14 protein-coding genes and 1 other RNA gene are annotated in these 19,154 nt (G+C 53.6%); 6 read left to right on the top strand and 9 right to left on the bottom strand.

From position 1 onward, the window contains the following. The first annotated feature begins 10 nt into the window (after nucleotides 1-10). From lplA to LCF41_RS13070, 3 genes are all read left to right on the top strand, one after another. Nucleotides 11-1,027, top strand: a complete 1,017-nt coding sequence (gene lplA / locus LCF41_RS13080) for a lipoate--protein ligase (RefSeq protein ID WP_225084988.1) — start codon at nucleotides 11-13, stop codon at nucleotides 1,025-1,027. Nucleotides 1,028-1,165: 138 nt separating this feature from the next. Next, a complete protein-coding gene (locus tag LCF41_RS13075; protein WP_225084987.1) occupies nucleotides 1,166-1,891 on the top strand; it encodes an EAL domain-containing protein in 726 nt (241 codons plus the stop codon). A 186-nt stretch (nucleotides 1,892-2,077) separates the two neighbouring features. Next, entirely contained in the window at nucleotides 2,078-3,529 is a 1,452-nt protein-coding gene (locus LCF41_RS13070; protein ID WP_225084986.1) for a protein adenylyltransferase SelO, read from the top strand. 35 nt (nucleotides 3,530-3,564) lie between these two features. Here the strand turns inward: LCF41_RS13070 and LCF41_RS13065 are convergent, their stop codons facing one another. The 6 genes from LCF41_RS13065 to ppsR all read right to left on the bottom strand — a co-directional run bounded on the left by LCF41_RS13065 (nucleotide 3,565) and on the right by ppsR (nucleotide 9,593). Then, a complete protein-coding gene (locus LCF41_RS13065) occupies nucleotides 3,565-4,362 on the bottom strand; it encodes a heme ABC transporter ATP-binding protein (protein ID WP_225084985.1) in 798 nt (265 codons plus the stop codon). Then, nucleotides 4,355-5,359: a FecCD family ABC transporter permease gene (locus LCF41_RS13060; RefSeq protein WP_225084984.1), complete on the bottom strand. Its 1,005-nt coding sequence runs from the start codon at nucleotides 5,357-5,359 to the stop codon at nucleotides 4,355-4,357. Before LCF41_RS13060 ends, LCF41_RS13065 begins: the two co-directional genes overlap by 8 nt. Then, complete coding sequence (locus LCF41_RS13055) at nucleotides 5,356-6,174, bottom strand: heme/hemin ABC transporter substrate-binding protein (RefSeq protein WP_225084983.1); 819 nt, start codon at nucleotides 6,172-6,174, stop codon at nucleotides 5,356-5,358. Before LCF41_RS13055 ends, LCF41_RS13060 begins: the two co-directional genes overlap by 4 nt. Continuing rightward, complete coding sequence (locus LCF41_RS13050; RefSeq protein WP_225084982.1) at nucleotides 6,171-7,223, bottom strand: hemin-degrading factor; 1,053 nt, start codon at nucleotides 7,221-7,223, stop codon at nucleotides 6,171-6,173. The genes LCF41_RS13055 and LCF41_RS13050 overlap by 4 nt, the downstream gene beginning before the upstream one ends. 221 nt (nucleotides 7,224-7,444) lie before the next feature. Beyond that, entirely contained in the window at nucleotides 7,445-8,491 is a 1,047-nt protein-coding gene (locus LCF41_RS13045) for a 3-deoxy-7-phosphoheptulonate synthase (RefSeq protein ID WP_225084981.1), read from the bottom strand. Nucleotides 8,492-8,771: 280 nt separating this feature from the next. Beyond that, nucleotides 8,772-9,593, bottom strand: a complete 822-nt coding sequence (gene ppsR / locus LCF41_RS13040; RefSeq protein ID WP_225084980.1) for a posphoenolpyruvate synthetase regulatory kinase/phosphorylase PpsR — start codon at nucleotides 9,591-9,593, stop codon at nucleotides 8,772-8,774. Between the two features lie 300 nt (nucleotides 9,594-9,893). On the opposite strand from ppsR, the gene ppsA reads away from it, so the two are divergent. After that, nucleotides 9,894-12,272: a phosphoenolpyruvate synthase gene (ppsA, locus tag LCF41_RS13035; protein WP_225084979.1), complete on the top strand. Its 2,379-nt coding sequence runs from the start codon at nucleotides 9,894-9,896 to the stop codon at nucleotides 12,270-12,272. A 431-nt stretch (nucleotides 12,273-12,703) separates the two neighbouring features. Here the strand turns inward: ppsA and apbE are convergent, their stop codons facing one another. The 3 genes from apbE to ydiK form a co-directional block, all read right to left on the bottom strand. Next, nucleotides 12,704-13,750 carry an FAD:protein FMN transferase ApbE gene (gene apbE, locus LCF41_RS13030; protein WP_225084978.1) on the bottom strand — a complete coding sequence of 349 codons (1,047 nt, stop codon included), beginning with the start codon at nucleotides 13,748-13,750 and terminating at the stop codon, nucleotides 12,704-12,706. 90 nt (nucleotides 13,751-13,840) lie between these two features. Next, nucleotides 13,841-13,952: antisense sRNA RprA (rprA, locus tag LCF41_RS13025), an RNA gene on the bottom strand. 291 nt (nucleotides 13,953-14,243) lie between these two features. Next, nucleotides 14,244-15,353 carry an AI-2E family transporter YdiK gene (gene ydiK / locus LCF41_RS13020; RefSeq protein ID WP_225084977.1) on the bottom strand — a complete coding sequence of 370 codons (1,110 nt, stop codon included), beginning with the start codon at nucleotides 15,351-15,353 and terminating at the stop codon, nucleotides 14,244-14,246. Nucleotides 15,354-15,638: 285 nt separating this feature from the next. Here ydiK and ydiJ point away from each other — a divergent pair, with 285 nt between their 5' ends. Continuing rightward, nucleotides 15,639-18,692: a D-2-hydroxyglutarate dehydrogenase YdiJ gene (ydiJ, locus tag LCF41_RS13015; RefSeq protein WP_225084976.1), complete on the top strand. Its 3,054-nt coding sequence runs from the start codon at nucleotides 15,639-15,641 to the stop codon at nucleotides 18,690-18,692. Next, nucleotides 18,692-19,108, top strand: coding sequence for a 1,4-dihydroxy-2-naphthoyl-CoA hydrolase (menI, locus tag LCF41_RS13010; RefSeq protein ID WP_225084975.1), 417 nt, complete (start codon nucleotides 18,692-18,694; stop codon nucleotides 19,106-19,108). Before ydiJ ends, menI begins: the two co-directional genes overlap by 1 nt. The last annotated feature ends 46 nt before the right edge of the window (nucleotides 19,109-19,154 follow it).

Below are 19,154 nucleotides of genomic sequence, written 5' to 3'. Positions count from 1 at the left end.
CTATCCACTCATGTCCTCTCTGCGTTTACTCATCTCTGACTCTTACGATCCTTGGTTTAACCTGGCCGTTGAGGAGTGCATCTTTCGCCAGATGCCCACCACGCAGCGAGTGCTGTTTTTGTGGCGCAATGCGGAAACGGTGGTGATTGGTCGCGCCCAGAACCCGTGGAAAGAGTGCAATACGCGGCGGATGGAAGAGGATGGCATCAAACTGGCACGGCGCAGCAGCGGCGGTGGGGCGGTCTTTCACGATCTCGGGAATACCTGTTTTACCTTTATGGCCGGCAAACCGGAGTACGACAAAAGTGTTTCAACGCAGATCGTTCTGGATGCACTCAGTGCGCTTGGGTTAAAGGCCAGCGCGTCGGGTCGTAACGATCTGGTGGTGGAAACCGCAGACGGCGTGCGCAAGGTATCCGGTTCTGCCTATCGCGAAACCAAAGATCGCGGCTTTCATCATGGCACGCTGTTGCTGAATGCAGATCTCAGTCGCTTAGCGGACTATTTGAACCCGGATGTTAAGAAGCTACAGGCGAAAGGGATTACATCCGTGCGTTCCCGAGTTGCTAATCTGGTGGAATTGCTGCCCTCTGTCGATCACCAGATTATTAGTCAGGCAGTGACGCAGGCCTTCTTTACTTATTTCGGCGAACAGTGTGAACCGGAAATTATTTCGCCTTCTGCCCATCCAGATCTACCGGGATTCAGCGAACAGTTTGCACGTCAAAGCAGCTGGGAATGGAATTTCGGTCAGGCGCCGGATTTCTCGCATTTACTCGATAACCGCTTTACCTGGGGCGGCATTGAATTGCATTTCGATGTGGAACGCGGCGTGATTGTCCGTGCGCAGATTTATACCGATAGCCTGAATCCCGCGCCGTTGGAAGCACTTGCTTGCGCATTACAGGGAACGGCATATCGCCCGGAAAATATGGCTGCTACGTGTCAGACGCTGATTAGCGCTTTCCCCGAACAGCAAAATGAATTGCAGGAACTGGCCGACTGGCTGGAGCAGAGTTTGCGTTAACGCGTGACATTCGCTGCTAAACACGTCCTGTTACATAGCAGAAAGGCACTTTTCGTGCGTTATACGGACAAGTGCTATAGATTCATATATAATAATAACGTAATGTGATTATTATTAATTACTATGCAGTACAGGATCATGCGTATCCATCTTGCTGTTGACTACACCAGTGACTATGTTTTTTGGCCGATATTCAGGTTGGATGGAACGCTACTGGCTGTCGAAATGATAAGCCATTTTAATGGCCTTTCGGGCAAGTTGAGCATGCCTGCCGATATCCTCCTCATGCAATTGAATTCGCGTCAGAAGCAGGATTTGATTCATGAACAGCTGCTTTTTATCAAAGAAAAATCCGCATGGTTTATCGATAACCACATCCAATTACTGCTGAAGGTGGGGAGTGAAATAGCAGACATTTTGCTCAACTCCGACGTGCTACGCGCTGAAATAAAGCGTCTTGATTTTGTCCTGTTGGAAATTAATGAGTTTTTCCCACAACTTGCGCAGGGAAAAGAAAACGCCGCACTGCTGAATCTGAGCCAAGCCTTTCCTTTGTGGCTGGATAATTTTGGTTCTGGAAAGACAACGCTGAAACCTTTGCATGATGGCCTGGTGCAAGGTGTGAAGCTGGATCGTCAGTTTATTGGACAATTGTTATCGCGTCCGGCAAATATGTTGATGATGGAGCCGCTGCTACGGACGATTAAAAATAGCTATTCAGGCATCAGTATTGTCGCTAAGGAGATCGATACCGTAGCGATCCTGAATAAAATGAGATTGCTGAGCATTGATGCCGTTCAGGGTCAAATGTGGCCCGCCGTACATTTTGATAGGCTTGAGCAACGCACGGCACTTATTGGTTAATTCAATCGACCCAGCCGCTTTTCGGGGAGAGGGGCTTTCTGAATACTGCTCGTGAAAATAATACCCCTGCTTTTCCTCTGTGTTAATTTCATTACCATCCCTCTACACTTTCTGCATACCCGTTAGTCGATGTGTGGTGAGCGTATGGCTCTCTTCACCTGAACAGGGTGGTACTAGGGAGACAGGATGCAGCAAACACCGTTATTCAAAAATCACTACTTTGACCAACTGCCGGGGTTCTACACTGCGCTACAGCCGACGCCGCTGCATGGCGCTCGCCTGCTTTATCACAGCGAGGGGTTGGCCGCTGAACTCGGGTTATCTTCCGACTGGTTTACGCCAGAACAGGATGCCGTCTGGAGCGGCGAGCGTTTGCTGCCGGGAATGGAGCCGTTAGCGCAGGTGTATAGCGGCCATCAGTTTGGTATGTGGGCCGGCCAACTGGGCGACGGGCGCGGTATTCTGCTTGGGGAACAGCAACTGGCGGATGGCCGCAGTATGGACTGGCACCTGAAAGGTGCAGGGCTGACGCCGTATTCGCGCATGGGGGACGGTCGTGCTGTGCTGCGTTCAGTTATTCGCGAATTTCTGGCCTCGGAAGCGATGCACTATCTGGGGATTCCCACTACACGGGCGCTGACGATTGTCACCAGTACACATCCGGTGCAGCGTGAGCTGGAGGAAAAGGGCGCCATGCTGCTGCGCGTGGCGGAAAGCCATGTGCGGTTCGGCCATTTTGAACACTTCTACTATCGCCGTGAGCCGGAAAAAGTGCGTCAACTGGTGGAGTATGTCATTGCTCGTCACTGGCCGCAGTGGGAGCACGACGAGCACCGCTATGAGCTGTGGTTCGGCGATGTGGTAGAACGTACCGCCCGGTTGATCACCCATTGGCAGGCGGTCGGGTTTGCACACGGCGTGATGAATACGGATAACATGTCGATTCTGGGGCTGACTATCGACTATGGTCCTTACGGCTTTTTAGATGCTTATCAGCCTGATTTCATCTGTAATCACTCCGACCACCGCGGGCGCTACGCGTTTGACAATCAGCCTACCGTAGGCCTGTGGAATCTGCATCGTCTGGCGCAGGCGCTGTCGGGGCTGATGGACACCGACACGCTGGAGCGTGCGCTTGCCCGCTATGAGCCGGCGCTGATGCAGCACTATGGCACGCTGATGCGCGCCAAGCTGGGCTTGTTTACCGCGAGCGCAGAGGATAATGACGTGCTGGTAGGGCTGTTGCGTCTGATGCAGCAAGAGGGCAGCGATTATACCCGAACATTTCGTCTGCTGGCAGACTGTGAGAAACAGGCATCACGCGCGCCGCTCCGTGATGAGTTCATCGATAGGGCTGCGTTCGATAGCTGGTTTGCGACCTATCGCCAGAGACTCATGCAGGAAGAACAGGGCGATGAAGAGCGTCGTCAACTGATGAATGCGACGAACCCGAAGTACATTCTGCGTAATTATCTGGCGCAAATGGCGATTGAACGGGCGGAAAGCGATGATATCAGCGTGTTGACTCGTCTGCATCAGGCACTGTGCCGACCGTTTGACGAGCAGCCGGATAAGAACGATCTGGCAGCGTTACCGCCAGAGTGGGGTAAGCATCTGGAGATTTCCTGCTCCAGCTAAGCCGGAGCAGGAATGATGGCTATTGCCGTCTAATATTATTGCCGCAGATAAACCTGCGGAATGGTGTAGTCCGGGTGTGAACCGACGCTGAGGTCGGCGCGATACCAACGGGTCAACGTCTCTGCCTGTAGCACTTGCGCAGGCGTACCCTGTGCGACCAGCTTTCCTTCGTGCAACAGCAGGATGCGATCGGCATACAGCGCCGCCAGATTCAGATCGTGCAGGACGCAGCATACGGATAACGGCTGTTCACGCGTGAGTTGCTTAAGCAACCGCAAGAGGTGCTGTTGATGGTATAGATCTAGCGCCGAGGTCGGTTCATCGAGAAATAACCAGCCTGGCGTCGGTTCTGGGTGCCACAGTTGCGCCAACACGCGAGCAAGCTGCACACGCTGCTGCTCTCCGCCGGAAAGGTGGCGATAGTCGCGCGCCGCCAAATCCAGACAGCCTGTTTGCGCCATGACCTGCTGAATCACATCATCGTTTTTCGAGTAGCGCCCATGCGGGGAACGCCCCATCGCGACGACATCCCGCACGCTAAACGCGAACGCCATGCCACTATGTTGACGCATCACCGCGCGCGTTTTTGCCAGTGCGCCGGGCTGCCAGTGCGAAAACGACTGTCCGGCTAACAGACATTCGCCGTCATCGGGCGTCAAATAACCGGTCAATAAACGGAGCAGGGTCGACTTTCCCGCGCCGTTAGGGCCGATAATCGCGACGATTTCCCCACAGTGCAGTTCCAGAGAAACATCATCCGTCAGAGTGCGACCGTTGGTCTGAAAGCGTAGATGACGTGCGACTAACGTCTGGTCGAGCGCTGAGTCAGTCATTGCTACGTCCTTTGTGCTGAACGATCAGCCATAAGAAATACGGCCCGCCAATCAGGCTACTTAACAGCCCTACGGGCATTTCCGCTGGCGCAAGTAGCGTACGAGCCAGCGTATCGGCAAACAGCAGCAGGCAGGCACCACCGAGGATAGAACCGGGAATGAGCCAGCGATGATCGGCACCCACATGCAAACGCATCAGGTGGGGGATAATGAGCCCGATAAACCCGATTACGCCGCTGACCGCCACCGCCACACCCACCAGCAGTGAACTCAGTAGCAGCAGCGCGTACTTGGTACGCTTTACATTGATGCCAAGGTAATGCGCCTCTTCATCTCCCAACTGCAACACATTCAGACGGCGCGCGTAGTACAGCGTGGCCAGCATGCCGGGAATCGCCAGTGTGCTGGTAACCAACAGCATCGGCCACTGCGCCTGTCCGAGACTGCCCATGCCCCACAGTGAGAACTGGCGCAATTGTTGGTCGGTGCTGATGTAGGTCAAGACGCCAATCAGCGCAAGGCACAATGCATTAAGCGCGATGCCTGCCAGCAGTAATCGCGTTAATCCCCCTTGTTCGGAGCGGCTGAGGATAAAAATGATAGCGGTAATCGCCAGACTACCCGCGAAAGCGGCAAACATCGGGCTGTAAAGCGCCAGCAGAGGCGGAAGACCGAGCGGCAGCACGATAGTGAGTGCCACGCAGAGCGCGGCGCCGCTGCTGATACCAAGTAGGCTGGGATCGGCCAGTGGGTTACGAAACAATCCCTGCATAATCGTGCCTGAACAGGCCAGCGCGCCGCCGACGAGTATCGCCAGCAGCACGCGGGGAACGCGGATGTTCAGCCAGATATGCCAGAGTGGATCGTCAAAAGGCGTCTGCCATAGCGTCTTGAGTGATAACGTCAACGCGCCCATGTTGGCGGCACCCACCATCAGTACCGCCATGAGCAACAACAGCGCGATCAACCAGGTTCGTGGATGAAACCGTGACGTCATTTGATCGCTTCGGCGGTCTGACGCAGCGTTGCCATCAACGCTGGCGTTTCGAGCGTAAAGCCCAGCATTGCCATATCGTCGACAACCAGCAGACGCTTGTTCTTACCTGCCGGAGTCAGTGCTAACCCAGGTAATTTCCAGACTTGCGCTTCGCCGCCTAATGTCTTCAGCCCTTGGCTGGAGATCAGAATCAGATCTGGCGCACTGGCAATGACACCTTCCTGAGACAGCTGTTGGTAACGTTCAACATTCTGCATGGCATTCTGTAACCCAGCGTGGCGAATGATCGTGTCTGGTGGCGTATTTTTTCCTGCGCCCATCGCACTCATACCGCCATGGTTGAGAATAAACAACGTCTTGACGGGCAATGGCGCGGTTTTGACCGCCGCCAACTGCTGCTGATAGGTTTCCGTCAGCTTTTTACCTTCGGTGTCTTTACCCAATGCCTGTGCGATGGCGCTAATTTTCTGCGGCACCGCATCCAGCGTTGGTTGAGCGGAAACGTGAACCACTTTGGTGCCGCTGTCCGCAACCTGCTGTAAGACCAGGGAAGGCTGAGACAGATCGCTGGCAAGAACCAGAGAAGGTTTCATCGCCAGAATACCTTCCGTATTGAGGTGGCGCATGTAGCCCACGTCAGGCAGTTTCTTCACGGATTCCGGGTGCAGGCTGGTGCTATCGCGTGCCACCAGATCATTCTCTGCGCCCAACGCATAGATGATTTCGGTGACGTCGCCGCCGATAGAAACGATACGTTCGGCAGCAGACACCCCCAGCGGGAGTGTCAAAAGCAGGGGGAATAGCCAGTTTTTCATGCAGCGAGATCCTTATGCGGTTTCAGGGAATCGACTTGGTTGCGCCACTGTTGTTGTTCCGGCGTACCTTCGGTACGTTGCCCGAAGAGCTGTGCAATTTGGGAGCCGTCTGCGGCATAGAGTTCGAGGCTGGTCACGATACCGTCAACCGTCGGTTTGCGCGTCACCCAGCTTTCAGCAATCGCACCTTCGATCAGATGCAGGGTAAAGTCTTTATTAAAGATGTTAATCCATTCCGCGTGTTGCTCCATGCGCTCTACACGCTCAAGCGTACCGGTGAAGATTTGCACACAGCCGCGGTTGCCGACAAACACCATGATTTCGTTCTGATCTTCACGCGCGGCAAACAGAATCTGTGACAGCGCATCGTTGTCTACCCGGTAAGCCAAGTCGTCAGCGACGGCGTTAAATGCCTGCTGGCGCGTCAGGTTATAGCGCTTGAGCAGAATGAAGAAATCATGCACGTCCTTCATGGCACGCCAGTCTGCTTCAAACTGAGGATTATGGGCAATGGCCTGTTCAGCCGCCGCACCATTGGTGGCCGGACGGTGTACCAGTGCGGGGTTTTCGCTGCTGGCAAATTTTTCAATGAACAGCTGCCAGGCGGCCATGTCCGTGGTGTCGGTCGTGTAGACCTTCAGAATGGCATCGCCCTGATGATCGAAGAATTGAATGCTCTGACGTTCGCCGCGTGCGGTGTTTTCACGCAGTGCAAAAGCCGAGGCCCACTGAGAGAGGAACAAACGGAGATCCAATCCGCGCGGATTGAGGATCAGGCCAGCATGCCCATCCAGCGTCTGGTTTTGATAATAACCCGTATGCTCATGCACGGCGTACTCGTTGCGCGTGATCGACTTGGTATTACCAACCTGCTCCAGCGCGCTTAACCAGACTTTGGCATCACCTTGCAGACGCTGCGCATCGTGTCCGACACGGGCGTGAGTCAGTTCCGCTTCGCTGATGCCGAGTAACGCAGCCAGATCGCGGGCATATTTACGCGGATGTTCAACTTTAGCCTGGAGGTATTGTTGGTAAATGGACGTCTGCATCTCGTTCGTTCCCTTAATCGTTGTCGTATTGATTATAGCAATGAATGAGAATCATTTTCATGTAACAAAAACGCAACCTCAAGTGAAGTTTTCTTAATAAGTGGAATAAGAGGAATCGTAAGATGAATTTACGTGCTGCGAGAGCGTGGGAGAGGTGGCGTAAAAAGAGGAAACTGGCTGGCACACTACCGGAGAAGATGAGTGTGCCAGCGTATATCGGATTAAAAACGGCTGTCGACGGCGTCCGCCAGACGTGCCAGCAGCGTTTCGGTGTCCTGCCAGCTCAGACAAGGATCGGTAATGGATTGCCCGTATGTCAGTACCAGAGGATTGAGCGCCGGCTGGTTGCCTTCAATTAAGAAACTTTCCGCCATGATGCCCGCGATAGCGCGTGAACCCGCACGAATTTGCTGACAGATGTCATCAGCCACATCGAGCTGACGACGATGCTGTTTCTGGCAGTTAGCATGACTAAAATCGATCACCAGATGCTCGGGCAGCGAGAATTCACGCAGGTGAGCGCAGGCGGCAGTAATGTCTTCCGCGTGGTAATTCGGCGTTTTCCCGCCGCGCATAATAATGTGGCCAAACGGGTTGCCCTGCGTTTTGTAGACCGACATGAAGCCCTGCTTATCCGGCGAGAGGAACATATGCTGAGCACGGGCGGCACGAATAGCGTCGACGGCGATTCGCGTGTTGCCGTCTGTACCGTTCTTGAAGCCGACAGGGCAGGAGAGCGCCGAGGCCATTTCTCGGTGAATCTGGCTTTCGGTGGTTCTTGCACCAATCGCACCCCAGCTAATCAGGTCGGCAATATATTGGCCGGTGACCATATCGAGGAATTCCGTCGCGGTTGGCAGTCCAAGCTGGTTGACGTCCAGCAGCAGACGGCGGGCAATCTCCAGACCGTCATTGACCTGAAAGGTGCCATTCAGTGCCGGATCGGAAATGAGTCCTTTCCAGCCCATGACCGTGCGCGGCTTTTCAAAATAGGTGCGCATGACGATTTCCAGTCGATCCTGATACTGCGTACGTAGCGCAGCCAGACGGCGTGCATAATCTAACGCGCTGTCGGTGTCATGGATCGAGCAGGGGCCAATCACGACGAGCAGGCGAGGATCCTGACCGGTTAGAATGGCTTCGATTTTCTTACGTGACGAGGTGACATTTTCGGCAACGGCAGGGGTAATCGGGAGTCTGGCGAGTAACGTTTGGGGCGTCACCAGACTCTCGATGCGCGCGCTCCGCAGTTCATCTGTTTGTAGCATGTTTTGTCTCTGAATGCGGTCAAGCCGAAAACCTGTCTTTACTGAAAAAGCGTGGACATGATAGGTCTTTCAGACCAGGGCAATGTTTTCGAATAACGGCAATGTTTTCGAACCACGACAATATTTTCAAACCACGACAATGTTTTCAGACACGGTTTTCAGGCTATGTTTCCGACTAAAAGGTTGCTTCGCAGCGGCGAAATGCCGGGAAGTGATGGAGCACACAATAAACGAAATGGCGCACATTACAACCGCATTAGGACAAAAAAACTATTATGTACTAGTACATTCTTCGACTCATGCCGAGAATGTCGATGATTTTGGCGGAAATTTCCTCAACGGAATAATTGGTCGTATTGAGATATTTAATCTGGTGTTTGCGAAACAGCGCCTCAACTTCGCTGAGCTCCATGCGGCACTGACGCAGTGATGCATAACGACTGTTACCCCGACGCTCTTCCCGAATGGCTGCCAGCCGTTCAGCATCAATGGTGAGCCCGAATAGCTTGTGCTGGAAGGGTTTCAGCGCATCGGGCAGGCGCAAGTTATCCATATCATCAGCAATAAAAGGATAGTTGGCGGCGCGAATGCCAAATTGCATCGCCAGATACAGGCTGGTCGGCGTCTTGCCACAGCGTGACACGCCCAGCAGAATGACCTGCGCCTGATCGAGATTGCGCAGCGAGATGCCATCATCGTGTGCCAGCGTGTAGTCGATGGCCGCAATACGGGCGTCGTATTTGCTCAGATTATTGGCGGTCAAGCCATGAGTACGGTTAGCCACTGGCGTCGGCGGCGTGTTCAGTTCTTCCTGCAAGGGGGCAACCAGCGCTTGTACGATGTCCTGGCAAAACCCTTCACTGCTGGTAATAATGTTACGCACGGTCGGGGTGACAATGGAATAAAACACCAGCGGACGTACACCGGTTTGCTGATACAACGTATTGATTTGTTCACACACGGCTTTAGCGCGGGCTTCACTTTCAACGAAAGGTAAGGTATAGCTAACCGTGTTCACGGGGAACTGGGACAACACTGCATGGCCGAGCACTTCTGCCGTAATGGCCGTACCGTCCGAGACATAAAATACGCTTCTTTCCACATAACCCCCTTGTGATATTTCCGACAGCTCGAACACGTTAACCTCGTCAAAAATTGTGTTTTACGAATACTTTTATTAAAACACCATTTCATTATCTTTATGATAAAGAATACTAATCTTCTACGATATTGGATTTTTACCGTGTTAAGCAATCATTCGCCGTGAAATCAGTTTTTTTTCATAGGTTGATCGATTCACCTGTCCATGTTCATCAAAACGCTATGCTAACCTGATTGCGTTGAGGCGATTCTCAACCGAACTCTTTCATACCCTAATTGTATGCAGAAAGGATTATTTTCGATGTCCAATAACGGCCCTGATTTGCGTAATGTCCTTTGGTATAACCAGCTCGGTATGCACGACGTTGAAAGGGTGGGGGGCAAAAATGCCTCTCTGGGTGAAATGATCACCAACCTTTCAGGATTGGGCGTAGCCGTTCCCAACGGCTTTGCGACAACGGCGCAGGCGTTTAATGATTTTCTTAATCAAAGCGGGATTAACCAGCGCATTTATGAGCTGCTCGATCGCACCGACATTGACGATCTGAATCAACTGGCCAGCGCCGGTGCGCAGATTCGCCAGTGGATTATTGATACGCCATTCCAGCCGGAGCTGGAGCAGGCGATTCGTGACGCCTATCAGCAACTGGCCGATGGTGAGAAAGATGCTTCGTTTGCCGTGCGTTCCTCTGCCACGGCAGAAGACATGCCGGATGCGTCTTTTGCCGGCCAACAGGAAACCTTCCTGAACGTGCAGGGCATCGACGCGGTGATGGTCGCGGTGAAGCACGTGTTTGCATCGCTGTTTAACGATCGCGCGATCTCTTATCGTGTGCATCAGGGCTATGACCACCGTGGCGTGGCGCTATCGGCGGGCATACAGCGTATGGTGCGCTCCGATCTGGCGTCTGCGGGTGTGATGTTTACCATTGATACCGAATCCGGTTTTGATCAGGTGGTGTTCATCACGTCGGCTTACGGTTTGGGTGAAATGGTGGTGCAGGGTGCGGTGAACCCGGACGAATTCTATGTTCACAAGCCGACCTTGCAGAACAATAAACCTGCGATTGTGCGCCGTAACATGGGATCGAAAAAAATCCGTATGGTCTATGCCGCAAGCCAGGAACATGGCAAGCAGGTGCGGATTGAAGATGTGCCTGCAGAACAAACGACGCGTTTCAGCCTGACGGATGATGAAGTACAGGCACTGGCGCGTCAGGCACTGCTGATTGAGAAACACTATGGCCGCCCGATGGATATTGAGTGGGCGAAAGATGGCCACACTGGCAAACTCTATATCGTGCAGGCGCGCCCGGAAACGGTACGTTCTAACGGCCAGGTGATGGAACGCTACCACCTGCCTGCCAGCGGCACGGTGCTGGTGGAAGGTCGTGCTATCGGCCACCGCATCGGTGCGGGCGAAGTCAAAGTGATCCAGGACATCAGCGAGATGCACCTGATCAACGCGGGCGATGTGCTGGTAACCGACATGACCGACCCAGACTGGGAGCCGATCATGAAGAAGGCCGCGGCGATTGTGACCAATCGTGGTGGACGCACCTGTCATGCCGCCATTATCGCGCGTGAGCTGGGCATCCCTGCCGTTGTGGGCTGCGGTGATGCGACCGAGCGTTTGCGCAAGGGGCAAAAAGTGACCGTTTCTTGCGCGGAAGGTGACACGGGTTATGTGTATCAGGATCTGCTGGACTTCTCCGTGAAGAGTTCACAGATTGATGAAATGCCTGCACTGCCGCTGAAAATCATGATGAATGTGGGTAACCCTGACCGTGCGTTTGATTTTGCTTGCCTGCCAAACGATGGCGTCGGTCTGGCGCGTCTGGAATTCATCATTAACCGCATGATTGGCGTGCATCCGCGTGCGCTGCTGGAATTCGATCAGCAAACCCCGGAACTGCAACGTGAGATCAAAACGCTGATGCAGGGCTACGACGATCCGGTTGAATTCTATGTCGGTCGGCTGGTGGAAGGGATCGCGACGCTGGCTGCGGCATTCTCACCGAAGCGCGTCATCGTCCGCCTGTCCGATTTTAAATCGAACGAGTACGCCAATCTGGTCGGCGGTGAGCGCTATGAGCCGGAAGAAGAAAACCCGATGCTGGGCTTCCGCGGTGCGGGTCGCTATGTGTCGCCGGACTTCAAAGCCTGTTTTGCTCTGGAATGTGAAGCAGTCAAACGCGTGCGTAACGTGATGGGTCTGAAGAACGTCGAGATCATGATCCCGTTCGTTCGCACTGTGGCGCAAGCGGAAGCGGTGATTGCCGAACTGGCGAGTCAAGGCCTGCGCCGTGGCGAAGACGGCCTGAAAATCATCATGATGTGCGAAATTCCGTCCAACGCGCTGTTGGCCGATGAATTCTTGCAACACTTTGATGGCTTCTCCATCGGTTCAAACGACATGACGCAGTTGGCGCTGGGGCTGGACCGCGACTCCGGCGTGGTATCGTCGCTGTTTGACGAACGTAACGATGCGGTGAAGGCGCTGCTGTCGATGGCGATTAAAGCCGCCAAGAAACAGGGTAAATACGTCGGGATTTGTGGGCAGGGGCCGTCAGATCACGAAGATTTCGCGCTCTGGCTGATGGAACAGGGCATTGATAGCCTCTCGCTCAACCCAGACACCGTGGTGCAAACCTGGCTGAATCTGGCTGAGGACAACTAGTGCTGCGATGAATTTTTAGATACCAATGTATTGTTTTTAAAGTTTTTAGTCGCGTAATAATCGTGCTGAGGTGGGAGTGACAGCCGGGTGAGCGGCAAGGACGCCGCGAAAGCCAGTGCCGCGCAGGGAGCGCGTCAATGGCGGCCCGAGTTGCGGTCACTAACGCCGAAGGTATCGCGTAGCGACACGATTTCGCGAAAAGCCTGGGGTCATGGGGCGGTGGCGATTGAACCGCCCCATGTCGGGCGCGTGCTGCGACAGCTCTAAAAATTGACTGAAGTTAGTGCGCACGAAATTTTCACTGTGGTTACAGAAATTTATTTCCCGGATTTGTGGGGCAATCCTCAATTTATAGGGCTGTATTCACAGCGTCTTTACGATCTATCCATTACCACCGCTCGACCGCCGCTGATCGCAAGCTGTGCTGAAAATCACGGTGCCGCAATCAGGAAGGATTTAAACTGCGGCGTCATTACCGCGCTAAAGCCCTTATCCGTTTTGGTAATCAGATAAACCGCCAGCCCTTGCTGTTCCGCCAGCTTTAACGCTTTCTCCGTGCCCAATACCATCAAACCGGTATCCCAGCCATCGGCTTCCAGTGCGGTCGGTGCAATCACGGTCGCGGAAACCAGATGATGAGTAATCGGTCTGCCCGTCTCGGGATCGATAACGTGAGAATAGCGCTTGTTGTCCTGCTCAAAATAATTTCGGTAGCTGCCGGAGGTGCTAATGGCATAACCCTGCAAATTCACCGCTGCCTGTACCGCATTTTCCTGGTCGGTTGGCTTCTGAATTGCTACACGCCACGGCGTCCCTTCGGCGTTCACGCCACGGCTGGAAATCGCGCCGCCGACGGAAACCAGATAGTTGGTGATCCCTTTACGTGTCATTAACTGCGCAAGAACGTCCGCACCGTACCCTTCACCCAACGTGGAGAGGTCGACATACAAATCCGGGAGATCCTTCTGAATCCATTCCCCTTTTTCATCGCCAATCAATTTCAGGTGACGCAACCCAACGTTTTGCCGCGCTAAGTCGATCTGCTGTTGGCTGGGGATGCGTGTAGGCTGCTTCTGCGGGCCGAATCCCCAGAGGTTAACCAACGGGCCGACGGTGATATCCATCGCGCCGTGGGTCGCTTTACCGATACGCAACGCAGCCAGAATGATATCCGCCATGCCGTTGCTGATAGGCTGTGGCTCCGTTCCCCGATACTGATTAAAACGTGATAGCACGGAATCGTCACGGTAGGTGGAGATGTCATTATTGGCCTGCTCCAGCAAGGCATCGATTTCTCGTTGCAACTGCGTTTTGTCTTCGGTGATGTCGCCGCTAATTTTTACGCTGTAAAACGTCCCCATCGTTTTACCTTCGATGGTTAACAAGGGGCGCTGTGCCGTCGGTGTTGGATTGTCGCAGGCGGTCAGAAGGCTGAATAAGCCACAGAGTAGTAATCTCTTCGCGGCGAGAGGCGTCATGAAAAACTCCTGAAAAACTGAACTGAGAGTAGGCAGACAGGAGAGTAACAAAAAAGGGAGGAAGCGTAATTGAATGGAAGAGAAATGAAAGGAAAAAAAGGCCCATCTCAGGGGATGGGCAAAGACTACACACAGCAATTCGTTACTAACTCTGACGAGGAGGAAACCTCATTGACAAACAGTAGGTTAATACTAGCTCCGGTATTTATCCTATGGATTATGTCCTATTTCGTCATTAAGAATCATCCTAATAGTTAATTATCTTTTAAGAATTACTCTCTCGGAGTTTTTATATTGTCAATAATATTGATGAATTAGAGAAATGATATCAAGATTTTTAGGACTAATCCCTAAGAATAGAGGCTTAATCATTAGCTATTTTTATCTATTGAAAAAGTGGGGGAAAGGCGTCGCCACGGAGACGTGATGGTGAGAATGGGCAATGCTTGGGCGGCGCACCGCCCACGGGAAAGACGAAACAGTGCTACTGCCCTTATTGTTTATTGGGTTTGCTGGACGTATTAACGGAGAGGATGCTCTGCGGTTCGGGGATTTCACGCATCCAGGCAAACAGCAGACGATAAGAAACGGCAAGGACGACCGGGCCAATGAATAGCCCTATCATGCCAAAGGCCAGCAATCCGCCAATTACGCCGGAAAGAATCAGCAGCATAGGAAGATCGGCTCCCATCCTGATCAATACTGGGCGGATCACGTTATCGATAGTGCCAACGACGCAGCTCCAGACCAGCAAAACTGTGCCCCAGGTGGCATCACCCGTCCAATATAGCCAGATAATGGCAGGAATCAGTACCGGAAGTGGCCCCAATTGCGCCAGACAAGACAGAAACATCAGTACAGTCAGTAGTGTGGTATGGGGAATACCGGACAGCCCCAGCCCAATTCCGCCCAACACCGACTGCACGATAGCGGTAACCACCACGCCTAGTGCGACAGCGCGAATCGACTGTGCTGCCAGAATGACAGCGGCATCGCCACGCTCTTTCCCCAGCCGGATAGCGAAATGTCGCACGGCTCTCGCCACGGCTTCCCCTTTGTAATACAGCAGGGCACTGAAGATCAGCATCAGGGAGCAATGCATCAGAAAGCGACCGATATTGGCCGCTTGTGCCACTAACCAGGTCGCCGTTTTACCAAAATAGGGTTGCACTTTGGCGAACAGACCGCTACCGCCGCTTTGCAACAATGTCTGCCAACTGTTGAATAATTTTTCACCGACGAAAGGAATAGACGTCAGCCACTCGAGTGTCGGTGGTGAAAAGTTTTCCTGTCGGGCTCCCCAACTCATTAACGCTGAGCTGTTATCCACTACGCTGCTAACAAGAACGGCAATCGGGACAATAAATAGCAGAATAAGCAGTAGCGTCATGACGATCACGGCCAGAGAACGTCGCCCCCACAATAGCGCCTGAAACTTAATCAGCACTGGCCAGGTGGCAATCACCACCATACACGCCCAGGCGAACCCCAGAATGAAAGGCTGAACCACCCAAAAACAGGCAATTATCATGATGGTAATAAACGCCAGACTGAACAGGATTCTGGCCAGATCAAATCGTGGCGGCTGAGAATGTTTGCTCAATGAATCGTTCCTCAATAGCAAAAGGGAAGGCTGAAGGCGAGCTGGCCTGCGCTAAGTCATGTCATCACCGATCATCATGAGATATTTCCGGGGGTTTTGACAGCTTGTTGAACATTTTGTTGGTGAAACGACGGTTCGCCAATACGCTGTATGTTTTTGCCGATCCGGGAGCGCACACGATTGCGAAATATGATAAAACGTCATGTCCCCGATGAAAGGGCGGCTATAGCAGGCACATCACGACATATTGGCAAACACATCATGTACGGACAGGGTCAAAAAATAATGATCCCACAGATCATGCAATCTCCCGGGCTGGTTCAGCCGGTGCTTAATTTTTTGGAAGCATTGAAGAAAAATGGGTTTACGGGTGATACGGCGACCAACTATGCCGATCGTCTGACGATGGCAACGGATAACAGCATCTATCAGCTTTTGCCGGATGCGGTGGTTTTTCCCCGTTCTACCGCCGATGTCGCGATTTTATCGCGGCTGGCGGGCGAGGAACGTTTTTCAGGGCTGACCTTTACCCCGCGCGGAGGTGGGACGGGAACGAACGGACAGGCCCTGAATCGCGGCATCGTGGTCGATATGTCGCGTTATATGAACCGTATTCTGGAAATTAACCCTGAACAGGGGTGGGTGCGCGTCGAGGCTGGTGTCATTAAAGATCAGCTTAACCAGTACCTGAAGCCTTATGGCTATTTCTTTGCGCCAGAGCTGTCGACCAGTAACCGGGCGACGCTGGGCGGCATGATCAATACCGATGCATCGGGACAAGGCTCGCTGGTGTACGGCAAAACCTCAGACCATGTGCTGGGGCTGCGTGCGATATTGCTGGGCGGCGAGATGCTGGATACGCATGCGATGCCGGTCGCGCTGGCAGAGAAGCTGGCGTTAGAAGATTCCTCTATCGGTCGCATTTACCATACGGTGCTGCACCGCTGTCGCGAACAGCGCGCGTTAATCATCGACAAATTCCCTAAGCTGAATCGTTTTCTGACGGGTTACGACCTGCGTCATGTGCTCAGCGACGATCTCCAGACCTTCGACCTGACGCGAATTCTGACCGGTGCTGAAGGTACGCTGGCCTTTATCACCGAAGCGAAGCTCGATATCACGCCGTTGCCAAAGATTCGCCGTCTGGTGAATATCAAATATGACTCCTTTAACTCAGCGCTGCGCAATGCGCCGTTCATGGTGGAAGCGAAGGCGCTGTCGGTTGAAACCGTGGACTCTAAGGTATTAAACCTTGCCCGCGAGGATATCGTCTGGCATTCCGTTAGCGAATTGATTACCGATGTGCCTAATCAGGAAATGCTTGGCCTGAATATCGTTGAGTTTGCGGGTGATGATGACGCGCTGATTAACGGGCAGGTCGACGCGCTCTGTCAGGGGCTGGATACGCTGCTGGCGAGCGGAGAAGGCGGGGTCATTGGTTATCAAACCTGTAACGATCTGGCCGGCATCGAACGTATTTACGCCATGCGGAAAAAAGCTGTAGGCCTGCTGGGCAACAGTAAAGGGCAGGCGAAGCCGATTCCATTCGCGGAAGATACCTGCGTGCCGCCACAGCATCTGGCTGATTACATTGAAGAATTCCGCGCATTGCTGGATAGCCATAACCTGACGTACGGTATGTTCGGTCATGTAGACGCCGGGGTGCTGCACGTCCGCCCGGCGCTGGACATGTGCGACCCGCAGCAGGAAATGCTGATGAAACAGCTTTCCGACCAGATTGTCGCGCTGACGGCTAAATATGGCGGCCTGCTGTGGGGGGAACACGGCAAAGGCTTCCGCGCCGAGTACAGCCCTGAATTTTTTGGACCGGAGCTGTATGCCGAACTGCGCCGCATCAAAGCGGCGTTCGATCCAGATAACCGACTTAATCCCGGGAAGATTTGTGCGCCGCTGGACGTGGATGCGCCGATGATGAAAGTCGATGCGGTCAAGCGCGGCACGTTCGACCGCACCATCCCGCTGACGGTACGTACGGCGTTCCGTGGCGCGATGGAATGTAACGGTAACGGGTTGTGCTTTAACTTTGATGCGCGTAGCCCCATGTGCCCGTCGATGAAAATCAGCGGCAACCGTATTCATTCGCCGAAAGGTCGTGCGACGCTGGTGCGTGAATGGTTACGCCTGCTGGCGGAGCAGGGCGTCGATCCGGTGGCGCTGGAGAAGGCATTGCCGCAGCAGAAACTCAGCCTGCGGGCGTTTATCCAGAAAACCCGTAATACCTGGCAGGCGAAGCAGGGGGATTACGATTTTTCCCACGAAGTCAAAGAGGCGATGTCGGGCTGTCTGGCGTGTAAAGCCTGTTCAACGCAGTGCCCTATCAAAATTGACGTGCCCGGTTTCCGTTCCCGCTTCCTACAGCTTTATCACACGCGCTATCTGCGTCCGGTTCGTGACTATCTGGTTGCGGGCGTTGAAAGCTATGCACCGCTGATGGCGCGCAGTCCGAAGACGTTTAACTTCTTCCTGAAAATGCCGCTGCTGAATAATCTGAGCCGCAGCCAGATCGGCATGGTCGATTTACCCTTGTTGTCATCCCCGTCGCTGCGTCAGCAGTTTGCCGGGCATAGCGGCGTTAACACCACGCTGGAACAGCTGGAACAGTTGCCGGAAGCAGCGCGCCAGCAGTACGTGTTAATCGTGCAGGATCCGTTTACCAGCTATTACGATGCGCAAGTGGTGGCAGATTTCGTCCATCTGATCGAAAAACTGAAGCTGAAACCAGTACTGTTACCGTTCTCGCCAAACGGGAAAGCACAGCATATTAAGGGTTTCTTGCAGCGTTTTGCCAAAACAGCGTCAAAGACGGCTGATTTCCTGAACCGCGTGGCTAAACTGGGGATGCCGATGGTAGGCGTCGATCCGGCGTTGGTACTGTGCTATCGCGATGAATACCGTGAAATCCTGGGTGAGAAACGCGGTGATTTCCAGGTGCAACTGGTGCATGAATGGCTGGTGACGGCACTGGCCGACAGCACGCCGCAGCCTGCCACTGGCGAATCCTGGTATCTGTTAGGGCACTGTACGGAAACCACGGCGCTGCCTATCAGCACGAAACAGTGGTCCGACATTTTCTCGCGCTTTGGTGCCAGACTGGAGAATGTCAGCGTCGGATGCTGCGGCATGGCGGGAACCTACGGTCATGAAACCAAGAACCTCGCCAACTCGCAGGGTATTTATGCGCTATCCTGGCAACAGGTGTTACAGAAATTACCCCAGAAACGCTGCCTGACCACCGGCTATTCATGCCGCAGTCAGGTGAAACGTATGGAAGGCCGCGCACTACGCCATCCGCTACAGGCCCTGCTGGAGATTATCTGATGCTATGGAAACGACAGGTTACGCTTGAGCAACTTAATCGACAGAGTCAGGCGTGCATGGTGGGCCATGTCGGTATTCGCTATACCCATATTGCAGATGATGTTCTGGAAGCCGTGATGCCAGTGGATGCACGCACGCGTCAGCCGTTTGGCTTACTGCACGGCGGTGCGTCCGTTGTGCTGGCGGAATCGTTGGGGTCGGTGGCGGGCTATTTGTGCTCAGAGGGCGATCAGCAGGTGGTAGGGCTTGAAATCAATGCCAATCACCTGCGAGCTGTGCGCGAAGGCGAAGTACGTGGCGTGTGCCGCGCGCTGCACGTTGGCCGCCGTAGTCAGGTATGGCAGATTGAGATTTTTGATAATCAGAATCGCCTGTGCTGCATTTCTCGCCTGACAACATCGGTTATTACGCCGTAAACACGAAGCAAACACTGAACCAGACTGCCAGATGGTCTGGTTCGGT

This window comes from Pectobacterium colocasium (assembly GCF_020181655.1).
In the GTDB taxonomy this organism is placed as follows: domain Bacteria; phylum Pseudomonadota; class Gammaproteobacteria; order Enterobacterales; family Enterobacteriaceae; genus Pectobacterium; species Pectobacterium colocasium.
Note: the sequence above shows the minus strand (reverse complement) of the source record. Positions and strands in the feature narration are given on the sequence as shown.

What these genes read in the sequence shown, in the direction of transcription:
- lplA (WP_225084988.1), top strand. Translation starts at nt 11, where the DNA reads ATGTCCTCTCTGCGTTTACTCATCTCTGACTCTTACGATCCTTGGTTT.
- LCF41_RS13075 (WP_225084987.1), top strand. Translation starts at nt 1,166, where the DNA reads ATGCGTATCCATCTTGCTGTTGACTACACCAGTGACTATGTTTTTTGG.
- LCF41_RS13070 (WP_225084986.1), top strand. Translation starts at nt 2,078, where the DNA reads ATGCAGCAAACACCGTTATTCAAAAATCACTACTTTGACCAACTGCCG.
- LCF41_RS13065 (WP_225084985.1), bottom strand. Translation starts at nt 4,362, where the DNA reads ATGACTGACTCAGCGCTCGACCAGACGTTAGTCGCACGTCATCTACGC.
- LCF41_RS13060 (WP_225084984.1), bottom strand. Translation starts at nt 5,359, where the DNA reads ATGACGTCACGGTTTCATCCACGAACCTGGTTGATCGCGCTGTTGTTG.
- LCF41_RS13055 (WP_225084983.1), bottom strand. Translation starts at nt 6,174, where the DNA reads ATGAAAAACTGGCTATTCCCCCTGCTTTTGACACTCCCGCTGGGGGTG.
- LCF41_RS13050 (WP_225084982.1), bottom strand. Translation starts at nt 7,223, where the DNA reads ATGCAGACGTCCATTTACCAACAATACCTCCAGGCTAAAGTTGAACAT.
- LCF41_RS13045 (WP_225084981.1), bottom strand. Translation starts at nt 8,491, where the DNA reads ATGCTACAAACAGATGAACTGCGGAGCGCGCGCATCGAGAGTCTGGTG.
- ppsA (WP_225084979.1), top strand. Translation starts at nt 9,894, where the DNA reads ATGTCCAATAACGGCCCTGATTTGCGTAATGTCCTTTGGTATAACCAG.
- apbE (WP_225084978.1), bottom strand. Translation starts at nt 13,750, where the DNA reads ATGACGCCTCTCGCCGCGAAGAGATTACTACTCTGTGGCTTATTCAGC.
- ydiJ (WP_225084976.1), top strand. Translation starts at nt 15,639, where the DNA reads ATGATCCCACAGATCATGCAATCTCCCGGGCTGGTTCAGCCGGTGCTT.
- menI (WP_225084975.1), top strand. Translation starts at nt 18,692, where the DNA reads ATGCTATGGAAACGACAGGTTACGCTTGAGCAACTTAATCGACAGAGT.